Source organism: Bordetella genomosp. 4 (assembly GCF_002261185.1).
Taxonomy (GTDB): Bacteria; Pseudomonadota; Gammaproteobacteria; order Burkholderiales; family Burkholderiaceae_B; genus Bordetella_A.
Window position 1 is genome coordinate 457559 of record NZ_NEVQ01000022.1, and the last position, 15640, is coordinate 473198.

14 protein-coding genes are annotated in these 15640 nt (G+C 60.0%); 6 read left to right on the top strand and 8 right to left on the bottom strand.

Features of this window, described 5'->3' with window-relative positions; translation table 11 throughout:
* Positions 1 to 47 precede the first annotated feature (47 nt).
* Entirely contained in the window at positions 48 to 1241 is a 1194-nt protein-coding gene (locus CAL20_RS23370; protein WP_094839165.1) for a citrate synthase family protein, read from the top strand.
* A 34-nt stretch (positions 1242 to 1275) separates the two neighbouring features.
* On the opposite strand, the gene CAL20_RS23375 is transcribed toward CAL20_RS23370, so the two are convergent.
* From CAL20_RS23375 to CAL20_RS23400, 6 genes are all read right to left on the bottom strand, one after another.
* Positions 1276 to 2703 carry an amidase gene (locus CAL20_RS23375; protein ID WP_179266729.1) on the bottom strand — a complete coding sequence of 476 codons (1428 nt, stop codon included), beginning with the start codon at positions 2701 to 2703 and terminating at the stop codon, positions 1276 to 1278.
* A 468-nt stretch (positions 2704 to 3171) separates the two neighbouring features.
* Positions 3172 to 4044, bottom strand: coding sequence for a phosphonopyruvate hydrolase (locus tag CAL20_RS23380; protein ID WP_094839167.1), 873 nt, complete (start codon positions 4042 to 4044; stop codon positions 3172 to 3174).
* Between the two features lie 67 nt (positions 4045 to 4111).
* A complete protein-coding gene (locus CAL20_RS23385) occupies positions 4112 to 5359 on the bottom strand; it encodes a pyridoxal phosphate-dependent aminotransferase (RefSeq protein ID WP_094839168.1) in 1248 nt (415 codons plus the stop codon).
* Positions 5356 to 7014 carry an ABC transporter permease gene (locus CAL20_RS23390; RefSeq protein ID WP_094839169.1) on the bottom strand — a complete coding sequence of 553 codons (1659 nt, stop codon included), beginning with the start codon at positions 7012 to 7014 and terminating at the stop codon, positions 5356 to 5358. The genes CAL20_RS23385 and CAL20_RS23390 overlap by 4 nt, the downstream gene beginning before the upstream one ends.
* The gene (locus tag CAL20_RS23395) at positions 7011 to 8075 is read right to left on the bottom strand and encodes an ABC transporter ATP-binding protein (RefSeq protein ID WP_094839170.1); all 1065 of its coding nucleotides are present in this window, start codon (positions 8073 to 8075) and stop codon (positions 7011 to 7013) included. Before CAL20_RS23395 ends, CAL20_RS23390 begins: the two co-directional genes overlap by 4 nt.
* A 31-nt stretch (positions 8076 to 8106) precedes the next feature.
* Complete coding sequence (locus tag CAL20_RS23400; protein ID WP_094839171.1) at positions 8107 to 9090, bottom strand: ABC transporter substrate-binding protein; 984 nt, start codon at positions 9088 to 9090, stop codon at positions 8107 to 8109.
* A gap of 106 nt (positions 9091 to 9196) precedes the next feature.
* Between CAL20_RS23400 and CAL20_RS23405 the strand changes: the two genes are divergently transcribed.
* Together CAL20_RS23405 and CAL20_RS25925 are read left to right on the top strand one after the other, a co-directional pair.
* Positions 9197 to 10123, top strand: coding sequence for a LysR family transcriptional regulator (locus CAL20_RS23405; protein WP_094839172.1), 927 nt, complete (start codon positions 9197 to 9199; stop codon positions 10121 to 10123).
* On the top strand, positions 10092 to 10307 hold the full coding sequence (locus CAL20_RS25925) for a DNA/RNA helicase domain-containing protein (protein ID WP_373558320.1): 216 nt from the start codon (positions 10092 to 10094) through the stop codon (positions 10305 to 10307). Before CAL20_RS23405 ends, CAL20_RS25925 begins: the two co-directional genes overlap by 32 nt.
* Positions 10308 to 10412: 105 nt before the next feature.
* On the opposite strand, the gene CAL20_RS23415 is transcribed toward CAL20_RS25925, so the two are convergent.
* On the bottom strand, positions 10413 to 10937 hold the full coding sequence (locus tag CAL20_RS23415; protein ID WP_094839174.1) for a MarR family winged helix-turn-helix transcriptional regulator: 525 nt from the start codon (positions 10935 to 10937) through the stop codon (positions 10413 to 10415).
* Positions 10938 to 11069: 132 nt separating this feature from the next.
* Between CAL20_RS23415 and CAL20_RS23420 the strand changes: the two genes are divergently transcribed.
* The gene (locus tag CAL20_RS23420; RefSeq protein WP_094839175.1) at positions 11070 to 12035 is read left to right on the top strand and encodes a Bug family tripartite tricarboxylate transporter substrate binding protein; all 966 of its coding nucleotides are present in this window, start codon (positions 11070 to 11072) and stop codon (positions 12033 to 12035) included.
* 16 nt (positions 12036 to 12051) lie between these two features.
* Complete coding sequence (locus tag CAL20_RS23425; protein ID WP_094839176.1) at positions 12052 to 13620, top strand: sulfatase-like hydrolase/transferase; 1569 nt, start codon at positions 12052 to 12054, stop codon at positions 13618 to 13620.
* 23 nt (positions 13621 to 13643) lie between these two features.
* On the opposite strand, the gene CAL20_RS25930 is transcribed toward CAL20_RS23425, so the two are convergent.
* Positions 13644 to 14066 (bottom strand): SecDF P1 head subdomain-containing protein, encoded by a 423-nt coding sequence (locus CAL20_RS25930; RefSeq protein ID WP_373558317.1) that lies wholly within the window; start codon positions 14064 to 14066, stop codon positions 13644 to 13646.
* A gap of 453 nt (positions 14067 to 14519) precedes the next feature.
* Between CAL20_RS25930 and CAL20_RS23435 the strand changes: the two genes are divergently transcribed.
* Complete coding sequence (locus tag CAL20_RS23435; protein ID WP_094823473.1) at positions 14520 to 15551, top strand: TRAP transporter substrate-binding protein; 1032 nt, start codon at positions 14520 to 14522, stop codon at positions 15549 to 15551.
* Positions 15552 to 15640: the final 89 nt, after the last annotated feature.

Here is a 15640-nt window from a genome sequence, read left to right on the forward strand (position 1 = left end):
TTATCGGCCACACTATTTGGGTCAACGTAGATTCATCGAATCAATGCATGGAAAGCCACACATTCCGCGAAAAAAGTCGGATTCCGCTGATCGGATCCGATGAAGCGGCGCAGTTGCTTGGGATATCCCTGCGCACGCTCTACTCCTACGTCAGCCGAGGCCGTATTGGTCGCGTGATCGATCCCATCACGGGTAAGAGCCAGTACAACCGTAGGGAGGTGGAGGAGTACGCGCGCAAGCGCGATCGCGGCCGCAGTGCAGGCAACGCCGCGCGGGCTTCTCTTAGTTTTGGATTGCCGGTGCTGGATAGCCAGATCTGCGCAATAAAGGCTGGCAGGCCATGGTTTCGCGGCCAGGACGCCATTGCCCTCAGCGAAACTGCCACGCTCGAGCAAACTGCTGCTTTGCTGTGGAACGTGGACAGCCTGCCCGAGACTGGCATTGCGGGTGTGGTGGACAGCGCAGGCACCTGCGGCGAGCGCTTCTTGCCTCGCTTTCACCAATGGCTGCTAGCGAATATGGACCAGGTCTATGCGCGCGAGGTGTTAAGCCGCAATCAGCAGCTCCTGCATGCCAGTCGCATCTTGCGTGCTGGCGCGACCATCGCGGTTGGCAATGACCTGCGCGACGTTCCTATACACGAGGCCATGGCGCGAGCCTGGGGCGGGCCTGCCGGCGCGGCGAATATCATCCGCCGCGCGCTCGTGCTACACGCCGACCACGAACTGAATCCGTCCAGCTTCGCGTTGCGCTGCGTCGCATCAACCATGGCATCGCCCTATGCCTCCACGCTCGCGGGCTGTTGCGCAGCCAGCGGCGTTAGACATGCAAACTTTTCGGCGGTGATGGCGTTGATCGGTGCCACGTTGCAAGGCGCGGACCCAGCCGCGCTTGTCGCTTCGGGCGTGACAGGTGGCCGAGCGTTGCCGGGATTCAATCATCCGCTCTATCCCAAGGGCGATCCGCGCGCGACGGCCCTGCTCGACGACCTGCGGGCCATCGCGTCCAACCGCGACATGGCGTGCATCGACGGACTGCTTCAAACGGCCCACGCCACGTACGGCTTGCTGCCCAAGAACGATTTCGCCCTGGCTGCGGCCACGCAGCTGCTGCAATTGCCGACCGACGCATGCGAGCGGATTTTCGTGGTCAGTAGAATCGTCGGTTGGAATGCGCATGCGCTGGAGCAGTACAGCTCTCCGCTGCTGATCCGGCCCCGGGCCCGCTACGTGCCGGACTAGGGCCAATTGTCGCGGAAATGTGCGCAGAGCGCTGTCAATGCCGATCCACCGCTGGAGGTTTGGGAAACACCTGCAAGGTATGTTCGACGGCCAGTGCAAGGCTCAGTAGGCGCACGTCGTCGCCAGGCTTAGCCATCATGTCCAACCCGACCGGTAGTCCGGCCGGCGCACTAGCGTCGGGTGGAGTAAAGCCGGCGGGCAGGTCGATCGCGGGAAAGCCCAGGGCCGAGGCGAATATGCCGTTCCGTTCCGGCCTGGGCGTTTCTCCCACGGCCAAGGGCGGACGTTTCTGCGCCGGATAGACCAGTACATCCAGTGCCTGTGTCTCCATCAAACCCAGTATCTTGCGGCGTAGAGTGTCGCCGTACTGTAGTGCGTCGCGGTACTCGGGCATGGCCAAGGGAGCCTGCCAAGCCACGGACTGTTGCAGGAATTTATTCATTCCAGCGGGATACTGACCAGCCTCCACGTACGCACGCAGCGAGGCCGGCCCAGTGCCCTCAGGCAGCTGCGCTAAGAAAGCGTCGAATAAGGGGCCGAACTCGTAATTTGCCACGTTCAGCCGTTTGCTGCTTAAGTCGGAATCAAATTCGGCGTCATTAATCTCGATGATCTTGGCCCCCTGTGCACGCAGAGCACCCAACGCCGTGCGAATGATCGCATTTACGGACTCGTGCTCCGGCCCGTTGCCGAAGAGATTCACGAGCACGCCCAAGCGCTTGCCGTCTAGGGGTGCGGGCGTGGGCAAGCCTGTTCGCAGCTCCACTGCTGCGCGCGCCGCCTCGGCGTCTGAGGGCTGGGGATCTGCCATGACGGCAAGCAGCCGTGCGGCATCGTCCACCGAACGGCAGATAGGGCCGACCACATCCATAGTTGAGGATTGCGGGATAGCGCCGCGCCGACTGACTAGGCCCGGCGTGCTACGCATCGCCACCACGCCTGCTGAGCTGGCAGCGTTGCGCAGCGAATTAACCGTTTCTGTACCCAGCGCGCACAAGCTCATGCCTGTGCTCACGGCTACCGCGGAGCCTCCGCTGGAACCGGCGGCGAATCGCGTACGGTCATAGGCATTGAGCGTCTGGCCACCCAGCGAGCTGATGGTGCTGCCAGTCACGGCGAGCTCGTCGAGGTTGGTTTTGCCGACGACGAGCGCACCCGCGCGGCGAAGCCGGCTTAGCGCATCCGCGTCTGCACCCGCCACATTGCCCCGCAATAGAACGGATCCTCCAGTTGTGACCATGCCTTTTACATCGATGTTGTCCTTCACCGCTATCGGTATGCAATGCAACGGCAACACCGTGCCAGTGCTCCGCAGCGCGTCTAGCTTTTGCGCGTCTGCAAGCAGGTCTGGATTGACGGAGATGAACGCTTTAAGTTCCGAATCCCGCTGTTTGATCGTCTCCAGCGCGTTGCGAGCGATGTCTACGCAGCTAAGCTGCCCCGTAGTTTGGGCTTGAAGCATTTCGGCGATCGACACTGCATGCGGGGCCGGAGCGGATGCGGTTGACGCGTCCGCGGGTAAGACAGACAGAGCCAGGGCACAAGCCTGGAAGGTTTTGCTACGGTGGCTCAAGGCCATGGCGGTTCGCTCCATTCCCCGCGCAGCGGGATCGGTTGGTTAGACGCAGTGCCGTCATCATGAGCGCGGTGGCGCATCGCGTCCAGGTTGATTCGCCGAATCAACATTTACATTGTCTTCGTGCGTCGCCATGATCTGCACGCGGCGCCTGGCATACCCGTCCGAGACATAACGCGTTTTTTCTCTGAACATCTCTAGAGTAAATTTGCTGATCTTGCGGTGGTAAAAAAATGGGCCGGTTGCGTTCCAGCCTCTCTTCGTGTGACATCGAAACCTTGAATAGGTACCAAAGGGGTTAGTGGCTACCGCCTCAGAGGCTTCCTCCTCGGCCCCCACTCGAACAGCCCACCTCTACCGTAAGAACCTCTTTTCCACCCTCCGCATCGCCTCATCCCCCTGCAGTCCAATGATCTCCCCCACCGTAGGCAACTCCGCATCAACTTCTCGAATGCCACCATCACGACGAATCTGCGCGAACACCTTCTGCATCGCCCCTACCGCCGCACGAATCGCGTGATTGCCATAAATCACTACCCCAACCTTCCCCAGCGCACTGATGTCCGCCTCCGTCAATGCCGGATAAGCCGTAGGCACCAGCACCAGTGGCACCTTGCCCGGCCAGGCATGGACGAAAGCCAGAATCTCATCCGGCGTCTTCTGCTTGGAGTGAATCAAGATCGCATCCGCACCCGCCTCTTCGTAGGCCAGCCCGCGCTTGGTTGCCTCCTCCTGCCCCAACCCTGCAATCAACGCCTCGACCCGTGCAATCACCACGAAGTCTTTGTCCTTGCGTGATGCTGCAGCGGCGGCAATCTTTCCCTGAAACTCTTCGATTCGAACCAGTTCCTGTCGGCCATTTGCACGAAGACTGGTGTCTTTGGGGAAGGTCTTGTCTTCCATCACAATGGCCGACGCGCCGGCGGCTTCGTATTGCGGCACGATGTAGTGCACATTCACCGCGTTGCCGAATCCGGTGTCGATGTCGGCAATGATGGGGATGGACACGATGGAGGCCATGGCACGCATCATCTCAAGGTGGGTGCCCATGGACAGAATGTTGGCGTCGGGTACGGCGTAACTGGCTGACAGTTCGAAGCCGCTGCCCCAGATGCCGCCAAAGCCCGCCTGCTCGGCGAGCTTTGCGCTCAAGGGATTATGCGCGGCCATGGCTGTGAATAACTTGCCGCTGTTCAGTGCATTGCGCAGGATCTGGTTCTTGGTCATTTGAGTTGGTCCCGTTCTATCCATATTGATTACCGGAGGTTGCCCTCGTTGCGCAACCTGTGTCCATTCAGCGCAATGTTGCGCAGGCTTGGGCGATGCGTGTCATGGCGATCTCGAGGTCTTCGTCGGACGCGGCGTAGGACACCCGAAAGTGACCAGGGAGTTCGAATGCCGATCCAGGCACGATGGCCACGCCGGCCGTGCGTAACAGATAGAGCGCGAGATCGCTATCGGTGGCGATGATGGTATTGTCGGCGTAGCGTCTGCCGAGCAGGCCTTCGCAACTGGGAAAGGCGTAGAAGGCGCCAGGGGGCAGATCGCAGGACAGGCCGTCGATGGCGTTGAGCTTGCTGACGACGCTGTCTCGGCGCGATCGGAACGCGGCCACGAAGCCTGGGAGGAAGTCCATCGGGCCATCAAGTGCGGCAATCGATGCGGCCTGACTGATGGAACTGGTGTGCGATGTCGACTGCGATTGCACGAGGTTCATGGCCTTGATGAGTTCGACGGGCCCGGCACCGAACCCGACCCGCCATCCCGTCATGGCGTATGCTTTGGACACGCCGTTGATGGTGAGGGTGCGCGTGGCGAGCTCGGGCGAGATGGCTGCGGGAGTGGCAAAGGGGGTGTCGTCGTAGCGGATTTTTTCGTAGATGTCGTCGGCCATCAACCACACATGGGGGTGGCGTACGAGCACTTCGGCCAAAGCGGCCAACTCATCGTGCGAATACACGGCACCGCTGGGGTTGGACGGCGAGTTGAGCATCAGCCATTTGGTGCGTGGCGTAATGGCCGCTTCCAATTGGGCGGGCGTGATTTTGAACGCGGTGCCTGCGCCGCAGCGAACGATGACGGGCTTTCCACCGGCGAGCAACACCATCTCGGGGTAGGACACCCACGCGGGGGTCGGCACGACAACCTCGTCGCCTGGGTTGATGGTGGCTTGCAGCGCGTTGTAGAGCAACTGTTTGGCACCGCAGCCGACCTGAATCTGTTCGGGTGTAAAGTGAAGTTGGTTGTCGCGTTCGAACTTGCGGACGACGGCCTCGCGCAAGGCGAAAGTGCCAGCCACATCTGTGTATCGCGATTCGTTGCGGTCGATGGCGGCTTTTGCCGCATCGCGTACGTGTTGCGGCGTGGGGAAATCGGGCTCGCCCTGGCTGAGCGCAATGACGTGCTGGCCATCGCGCTTGAGCTGGTTGGCCATGCGAGTCATTTCTTTGGTCGCCGAAGGTTTTGCGCCGAGCACGCGATTAGCAAGGAAGGGACGCTCTAGGTCGGCCGCCTTACCTACATTGTCTATGTCGTTGTTCATTCTATCGTTCCGACTTTAAGCTTGAATAACCAGCGCGCCAGCGCCAGGGGTATGAAAATAGTCGCAAGCAGGACGAGGCTGTAGGCGCATGCCAGGGCGATACGACCACTGTCGATCTGCTGAAAGATTTCGATGGGCATGGTGTTCATCCCGCCGAAATACAGCACCACGGTTGCGGAGAGTTCCGATAACGTGGTGATCCACATCAATACGGCAGCAGCAATCACTGATGGAATGATGACGGGCAGCACAACGCGTATGAAGCTGCGCAAGGGCGGGATGCCCAGGCTCATTGATGCTTCTTCGACGGAGTCCTTCAGGTTATGCAGCGGGCCGGCTGCCGCACGCACGCTAGTGGGCATGCGTCTCAAGAAGTACGCTAATGCCATGATCACCCAGGTGCCCGTCAGCACTATCGGGCCTGCGTTGAACGCGTTAATCAAGGCAATGCCCAGCACGGTGCCCGCGATGGTCAGTGGCAGCATCACCATCACGTCCAGGATGTGGGTCAGCACCGAACGGCGTTTGACGATGAGATAGGCCGAGGCAACCGAGAACACCAGCCCGACAGCTGTGGCAATCGAAGCCAGAAAGAGGGAGTTGTACAAGGGCTCTGGTGCACGTACCAACGCGTGCTGGATATGCGCCAAGGTAAAGCCGCCATAACGCAACACGGGACCGATGGACGGCGTAAAGGCCGTGATGATTACGACGACGGCGGGCAGCATGGATAGTCCTACCATGAACAGCACGAGTGCGCTGGCAAAGGTTGCACGGCCGCCGGATATACTCATTGGCAACGGACTGCGTCCTGATTCCATCTGAAACTGTCGACGTTCAACGACGAATTTCTGAATCAGTAATAGCCCTGCACCCAGAAACACAAGCATTGACGCCATCGTGGTCTGCATCTGGGGATTTCCGCCCATTTCACTGACGAACTCGTTGTACGCCTTCACAGCCAACACGGGCGTTCGCGCGCCGAGAATGGCAGGCACACCAAAGCTGCCGATCACGTGAGTGAAGACGATCAACGCACCCGCGAATATCGAGGGCAACAACAGGGGAAAGGTCACGCCGCTCAACACCCGTCCGATCGGCTGGCCCAGACTGCATGCGGCTTCTTCCAGATTGCGATCAATCGATTTCAACCCGACCAATACGGCGATAAACGCATAGACGTAGTTGTTCAAAGTCATCACGAAGACCAGGCCCCACCAGGAATACAGTGACGGCAGTTCAAGGCCCAGTGGCGAGATCAGCGTGTTGACCAGGCCTTGCTTGCCCAGCAGTAGCAACCAGGCTGCGGCCACGACTACGTCGGGGATGACCAGCGTGATCAATGGCAATGCAGTGACCAGGCCAGCAAGCGGGAAGGTGAACCGTGCGACCATCACCGCCATGGCAGTTCCCACCAGCATCGAGGTGATGGTGACCGACACACCCAGAATCAACGTGTTGAAGAACACATCACGATAGGACGGGTCGGAGAAGAAGCGGACATATCCACCAAGATCCATCTGCCCGTCTGCGCCCATGAAGGACTTGCCCAGCATGCCAATCAACGGCCAGATCAGGAAGATGCCAAGCAGCCCGATAGCCATGACAGCGACGATGAGCCAGGTCGGATCGCGTTTGAGTGAGCCGAGCATCATGAAGGCTCCACGATGGGCGCGTTACGGGGAAGCGCCAAGACCACCGAATCTCCAGTACGGCGCACCGCACCGTCGTGGATCGTGCGCACGTCGATACGAATGATGCCCACCGCTGTGCGCACGGCGTAACCGGTCAGGCTTCCGCGAAATTCAACATGCTCGATCACACCCGCCAAATTCCCTTCATCTGCCACCGCTGCATTGCTGAACAGCATTTCTTCGCTTCTGATGGCGAGCGATGAGCCGGGCTTAACCGGCGCGTCGTGGCTGGTGATGAGCACGCCTGCTGCAGTTTTCAGTCGACGCAGTCCGGCCTCAGACCCCGGCAGCTCCTGCTCGATGGCGATGAGATTGGCGCTGCCAACGAAGTCCGCGGCAAACGCCGTACGGGGAAAAGCATAGATGTCGCGAGGGGCTCCTATCTGCACGATGCGACCTCGGTCCAGCACTGCGATCAGATCGGACATGGCCAGCGCTTCTTCCTGATCGTGCGTCACGAATACCGTCGTAATGCCAGCCTCGGTCTGCAAGTCGCGAATCATGGCGCGCAATTCGACCCGCAGCTTCACGTCCAGCGCAGACAGCGGTTCGTCCAGCAGCAGTAGCTTGGGGCGGATGACCAGTGCGCGCGCCATCGCCACCCGTTGCCGTTGCCCGCCGGACAGCGCTGCCGGGGAGCGATCGGCGAACGCAGCCAGTCCCACGCGGTCGAGCATGGCCATGGCGCGTTCGCGTGCCTGGGCGGGCGGCATCTTGCGCGCCGCCAGTCCATAGCAGACGTTGGCAAGGATGGAGCGGTCCGGAAACAAGGCGTAATCCTGAAAGACCATGCCCACGCCACGCCGGTGCACGGGCACATGGGTCACATCGTCTTCCCCAAAAAGAATCCTGCCGGAATCAGGCCGAACAAAGCCGCCCAGCATGCGAAGCAGCGTGGTCTTGCCGCAACCCGAGGGGCCAAGGAGGGTGAAAAATTTGCCGCTGGGCAGGGTCAGATCCAGGTCGTTGAACAGGTTCTGTCCACCATAGCTCTGGACTATGGATTCAAATGAAACTTGCATGATGGCTTGTGCTCGCTGATCAGAAAGAGGATCAGCGGGCGCTGATGATCTGGCGCCATTGCGCGATGAATTCTGCGCGTTGCGCGCCCATGGCCGCGTCGTCCAGCTGGACAATCGACACGTCCGACAGCTTGGGCAAGGCAGCGAGTGCGCTGACGTCGATGTCCTGGCGCAAGGGGCGGCGATAGGCGCTTTTGAATACCTCGGTCTGGGTTTCCTTGGATGCAAGGTACTCGTACAGCTTGCGTGCCGGTTCCGGGTTTTTGCCGTTCTTGATGATGGCCATGCCTTCGGGCGACAGGAACGTGCCTTCTGCCGGATAAATCAGCTTGATTTCTTTCATGCCGCCGGCGATGTATTCATATCCGGCATATTCCATGGTGACCGCGACGGCAAACTCGCCCTTGGCCACGCCTTCATACGCAGCTGATGTGGTGCCCACGATGACGGCGTTGCGGGCAATCTTGGTCAGCGTCTCCAGCCCCAGCTGCTTGTGCAGGCCATACATCGCAACGAACGATGCGCTGCTGCGCTCAGGATCGGGAATGACAATCTTGCCTTTCCATTTCGGGTCAGCCAGGTCCTCCCAACCCTTGGGTAACTGGCCTTGAGGCACCTGCTTGAGATTGGCCATCAGCACGGTCACATGGGTATTCGTGCCTAGCCACAGATTATCCGGGCCGCGATAGGCTGCGGGTACGGCGGCGGCTTGCGGTGAAGCATAGGGTGCGAGCTGGTCGCGGAACTCGCTGATGGTGGACAGCCCACCCGACCAGAAAATGTCGCCCAGAGGATTGTTGGCTTCGGCCTTGATGCGTTGCATGAGTGCGCCCGTTCCCGCACGCACAACCGACACCTTGATATCCGGGTGCGCCTTGGCGAAGCCGTCCAGCACACGGTTGACCGTCTCGACATTGTTGGAGGAATAAAGCACGACATCGGCGGCCCGTGCCATACTCATGGAGAGAGGCAGCACGATGAGTAAAATACATAGCTTGAACATGCGACCGAACATGATTCGAACCCCTTTTGTTTTCTTGTTTGGAAGAATTTCATTCTATAGATCAGCTCGATCTGTTCAATGCGATTTCCGAGACAGTATTCCTATACCCGGGGAAGACATGAGTATTTTGCATACTAGAGCGCCCGATGCGCCCTTGACCGCACTGCGCGCCTTCGTGGCGGTAGGTCGCCACGGCAGTTTCACTCGTGCGGCCGACTCGCTGGGCATCACTCAGAGCGCGGTCAGCCGACACATCTCGACGCTGGAAACCTTCGCCGACTGTCGGCTGTTCGTGCGCAGGGGTTCCACGATCGAATTCACGCCGCCCGGCTTGCAGCTGTTCGAGGCGGTGAAAGACGCGTTGTCTACCATTGAACTCACCATGCAGTTACTGGCTCAGCGCGGCCAACGCCATGACAGGCTGAAAGTCAGAACCTCACTGCCCAGTTTCGCGATGACCGTCGTCATCCCGTCGCTGGGCGCCTACACCGCCAAGCACGGTGTGCAGATCGATCTGATCACCTCCCTGTCGCCTCCCCAGACATCCGACGATTTCGATGTTCTGATTTCTCGCGACCTCAGCCTGCCCGGAACGGAGTGCTGGGAATTGGTGCGCGAAGAGTTGATCTGCGTGGCCTCACCTGCTGTGATCGAGCGGTTCAACGCACAGCCGGAAATCCGCATGCCTATGGTTGCGGCCCGATCCCGTCCCGATGTGATTGCGATCTGGGCGCTGGCTGCCGACGTCTCGCCCGACCGCTTGCACGTCGTGGCGACCTACGATCACTTGTTCCTGGCCGCGACGGCAGCTATAGGTGGTGCTGGGTTTCTGGTGGTGCCCCAATGGCTGGTGCTGCAGCAACTGCAGGTTGGCTCATTGGTTAGTTTTGACAATCAACGCATCGGCTCGGGCGCGAGCTACGTCGCCTATGTCCATGCACACAGCGCGCATGCGCAGACGGCGGGCGCATTCTGTCGATGGTTGAAGGCCAGTCTGCGAGACCGGGCAAGTGGTGACGAATGCCGAACACCGGGTTCGGCATGATAAGACTATTCTCGGTTATAAGACGCGGCTCAAGACTGACCATGATCGAGCACGATCAGAGGCCAATCTGATTATCAAAAATACGTATAGAACCCTAATGACTCGTGGAATGAAGGGATGCTATGTGTATTGCACTGACAAAGAAACCGCCGAGTACTTTCGATCTCGCATCAATGAGATATAGCAGTTTCGAGTTGATCCGGCAGATCAATCGATTGATGATCGGTCTTAGAAGAAAATAAGTGGAACCCAGGCCGCCCCCGTGCCTGGCAACTTTACGCTGACATGGCTATCGCGCCCGCGACCGCCGCGTACCGCCCTGCCGACGGCTAGCCTTATCCGCCACAACATTCTCAGTAGACATGCGCTCGCCCCGCTGTGCCACCAGCTGCAACAAATGCAGCAACTGACGCCCTTCATCCGGAGTCAAGTCCGCCATCAGCAAATCATTCAGACGGGCAATCTCCGGCAGCATCGTGCGATACAGCGCCTGCCCAGACTCAGTCGCCATGACGTTCGTGATGCGTTTGTCGTCTGTATCACGCACCCTATCGACCCACCCCTTGCCACACAGCGAGCCCAGCGCGCGCGAAGTCCGCACCAAGTCCAGCCTTGCAGTAGCCGCCAACTCCGCCGATGTCAGCGGCCCATATTCCACAACCGCCGCCAGCAAACGCCACTCACGCCGCGTAATACCAAAGCGACCCTCGCACAGCCGCACGAACATCGGGCTAGCCTGCGACCACGCCTGGTACAGGCAATACATAGGCATCTCCGCCAGATGAAAGGGACGCTGTACGGGCACAGAAGGCATCAGAGGCTCTCCTACCTGGATTTTCTACGTTTGTTTATGCCGATATTGGATTAGATCAAGAAACACGTCCGTTGCTACAGTCTCTCCATCTTGACCACAACTCATCAAAAGACGGCAAGACAGGAGGAAGACATGATCAAACGGATAATACTGGCCGCCCTGGCGGCATGTGCGCTAGCCACCTCGGCATGGGCAGCCCCACCGCTGAGCGGCCCTTTGACCATCGTGGTGGGCTATCCGCCCGGTGGCAGTTCGGACCGCATCGCCCGGCTGGTGGCCGAACGCCTGAAAGATCGAGTGGGCGTTTCTGTCATCGTCGAGAACAAGACCGGCGCGGGTGGCCGCATCTCGGCGCAACTCCTGCACAACGCCGACGCGAACCAGAACGTGCTGTTGCTGGGCAACCCCGCCGTGATGGTGGTAGCCCCGCTGGTCTATGCCGACCCCGGCTACGATGCGCAGCGCGATTTCAAGCCCGTGTCGCTGGTCAGCAGCTACAAATTCGCATTGGCGGTGTCGGCCGATTCGCCCATGAAAGACATAAAGGCGCTGCAAGCATGGCTAAAGGAACATCCCGACCGATTCACAGTAGGCGTGCCCGCCACCGGCAGCCTGCCGCACTTCTTCGCATTGATGCTGGGCGACGAGATCGGCCAGCAGGCCGAGGTCGTAGGTTATCGCGGCTCGGCGCCGCTAATCAGCGAACTGGTTGGCGGCATCCTGCCGCAGGCAATCGATACCCTGGATACGCTACTGCCACAACATCAGGGCGGCCGCGTGCGCATCCTGGCCACCTCGGGCACCGAGCGCGAAGCAGAGCTGGCGGACGTGCCGACCTTCCGTGAGGCCGGCATCGACCTGGCGGCGGATGGCTGGAACGCATTTTTCGCACCGGCCGCCATGCCGCAAGACAAGGTCGAACGCCTGGCGCACGATATCTCCGCGGTGATGGGCGATCCAGCCCTGCAAAAGGCCGTGCGCGCCATCAACCTCGAGCCGATCTCGGCCGATGCGGCGCAGACGGCACAGGCGCTGGCGGCCTATCGCAAACAATGGGAACCGGTAGTGCGCGAATCCGGCTTCAAGGCAACTCAGTAACAGGGGCAGGCATTCCATGAGCAAGATCCAGAACGTGCTGTTCATCATGGCCGACCAGTTGCGGGCCGACCACTTGGGCTGCTACGGGCATCCGTACCTGCGCACGCCCAACCTCGATGCGCTGGCGGCGCGCGGCGTGCGCTTTGAGCAGGCGTTCGTGAATTCGGGCGTGTGCGGGCCCTCACGCATGAGCTATTACACCGGGCGCTATCCATCCAGCCACGGCACGACCTGGAACCGCGTGCCGCTGTCGGTGAGCGAGGTCACGCTGGGCGAGCACCTGGCCAGCCGCGAGCGCGATATGGTGCTGATCGGCAAGAGCCACGTCATCCCCGATCAGGCCGGCATGCACCGCTTGGGCATCGACGGCGGCTCGGAACTGGGTACCCTACTGGCGCGAGGCAGTTTCCGCGAGGCCGACCGCTATGACGGCCACCACGAGCCCGGCGATGAAAGCGGGTATCCGGCATTCCTGCGCCGCCATGGCTACGATTCGCCCGATCCGTGGTCGGACTACGTCATTTCCGCGGTGGATACAGACGGGCAAGTGGTCAGCGGGTGGCATATGCGCAATGTGCACCTGCCCGCACGGGTACTCGAACCGCATTCGGAAACCGCCTACACCACCGACTGCGCCCTGGATTTCATGCGCAAGCGCGGTTCGCAGCCCTGGGCCCTGCACCTGAGCTATGTGAAACCGCATTGGCCCTACATGGCGCCCGACCCCTACCATCGTATGTATCGCAGCGACCAATGCCTGCCGGTGGTGCGCAACCAGCAGGAGCTGGCCGGCGCGCATCCGGTGCTGCAGGCCTATCGCCAGCATGAGGAAAGCCAGAGCTTCGCGCGTGAAGAATGCGTGCGCACCGTGCGGCCGGTCTACCAGGGGCTGATCACACAACTGGATACCCACCTGGGCCGGCTGTTCGACTACATGGAAGGCGCCGGGCTGATGCGCAACACGCTGGTGGTGTTTACCTCCGACCATGGTGATTTCCTGGGCGACCACTGGCTCGGCGAGAAAGAGCTGTTCTACGACACCGTGCAACGGGTGCCGCTGATCATCATGGACCCGAGCGCCGCGGCCGATGGCACGCGCGGCCAGGTATGCCGGCAGTTGGTGGAAAGCGTGGACATCACGCCGACCATCCTGCAGGCGCTGGACGTGCCGCAAGCAGGCCACCTGCTCGAGGGGCGCGCCCTGCAGCCGCTACTGCATGGCGCACCGGAAGGCATGCCGTGGCGCGCCGCAGCGGTGTCCGAACTGGACTACAGCTTCCGTCAGGCGCGCCTCACGCTGCGCAAGACGCCGCAGCAGTGCCGAGCATGGTCAGTGCGCACCGACCGATGGCGCTACGTGTACTGGCGCGACGAGCCCGAGCAGTTGTTCGACCTGCAGAGCGATCCCAACGAGTTCGAGGACCTGGGCGCCAGCAAATCCCACGCCGCAGTCCGCGCCGAAATGCGGCAACATTTGCTGGACTGGTCGCTGCGTAGCAAGCGGCGCACGACCATGTCGGACGAGGCGGTCGAGAGATCTACCAACGCGCACAAGCGGGCGGGCATTTACTTTGGGCAGTGGTGATCATCGGGGCAAAGCAGCCAAGTCTACTTGTCGTCGGAAACATTAATGGTGCTTCCCGTGCTGAGCCGTTGCGCAATCTGCTGAGCAGACATCCCGCCAAAGCCATCCACACCGGGAGACAAGCGTAACGCCCCGCCCTCGATCGGACTCATTACCGTCGGCGACGTCAACATCACATCGTCGGCACGAATATGAATCATCTTGCCCACACGGTCACGCGTAAACGCCGCCAGATTGCGTTGGCCCTCCGGCGTCAGCTTCACGTCGACGAAGTCCTGATTCGTCACATCATCATGTGCAACAGCAGCGCTCTGGACAGGTATCCGTACTGTCTCCGCATGGGCTGCAACACTGCACGTCAGCGCAAAACCCGCTATTAATCCAATCATCCGCATGAGCGCACCCCGTGTCTCAAGTCTGTGGCGGCGCCGTTCTCGCAACGACATCTCTCATGAGAATTGATTGTAGCGAAGTCATCGATCGTTCCTCGTCAACGCCTGACTGTCCCTGTTGTCCAGCCTCGTTTCTGGCCACTCCCCTCAAGTCGACTAAACAGGGATAACCCCAATGTTTAAAACATCACACGAATACGTATTATGACTTCCTCAAAAAAATAGCGATATCCGGAGACAGAGCAATCAGCATGAATTGTCGATGCTCAGGCTAGCCCGATTCCCCTATCAATACCTCACCGCCTCTCAACTCGACGAAGTTCTGGACGCGGATGGGGGGGGCGATGGTCGGTCTGCACTCACCTTGAAGCAACGCAAACCAATAGGGCTTGGCCACTGCCCGGCAGAACCACTTTGAGGGCGTAGTCAATAGCCGCCTCTAGCCCCTTTCCTGCCCGTTTACTTGCAGCACCTTCGTTAAAACACAGCCCCATCAGGAGACTATCAATGAAGAGTTTGAACCGAAGCGGCTGGGCCGCACGCCTGACATTCACTGCCATTGCTGCTTGCTTTGCTGCTGGCGCCATGGCCGCCGAGTACAAGGAACGAACGCTGAAGCTGGGTCATGTGATCGCCGACGATCACCCGGCCGCATTGGGTGCAAAACGCTGGGCGGAACTGTTGGCCCAGCGAAGCGACGGCAAAATCAAAGTTCGAATCCATGGCAACGGCGCCATCGGCGGCGACACGCAAATGACCTCTGCCCTGCAAGGCGGTGTCCAGGAACTGGGCATCATCACATCGTCGCCCATGGCCAGCGTAGTGCGTGAGGTCGGCCTGATTGATCTGCCGTTCACCTTCAATTCTGCCGCCGAGGTCGATGCCGTGCTGGCTGGAAAAGTCGGTGACGCCATCGCCGACAAGATGAACGATAAAGGCCTGGTGATTCTGGGCTGGATGGAAAATGGTTTTCGCAGTGTCACCAATAGCCGTCGCCCCATCACCAAATTCGAGGACATGGAGGGCCTGAAGATCCGCGTGCTGCAGAACCCCGTCTACATCGAAACCTTTAACGCACTGGGCGCCAACGCCGTGCCGATGCCTTTCCCCGAGGTCTATACCGCACTGGAATCACGCGCGGTAGATGGCCAGGAAAACCCGCTGGGCACGATCAATACGTCTAAGTTCAACGAGGTGCAGAAGTACCTGAGCATCACGCGACATACCTACACCCCCTACGTGGCGGTCGTCAGCAAACGAGTGTGGGACCGACTCAATCCGGATGAACAAACACTACTGCGAGAGACCGCTGCTGAGGCATCAGCCTACCAGCGTCAAGTCTCGCGTGAAAGCGAGGCCAAGTTCCTGGCGGAACTCAAAGAGCGCGGCATGGAGGTCAACGAACTCTCACCGGAAGAAACGCAGCGCATGCGTGAAAAGCTCAAGCCTGTCATCGACAAATTTTCGAAAGAACTCGGTGGTGAGCTCGGCGCAGAAATGTTCGCTGAAATCGCCGCTGTACGTGGCAAGTCCAATTAATTGCTGGGTATGACTATACAGATCGCCATCACGGACGGCAGGGCCTATCTCGGGACGGCGATCTGTTGGGCAATGACCGTACGGTGAAT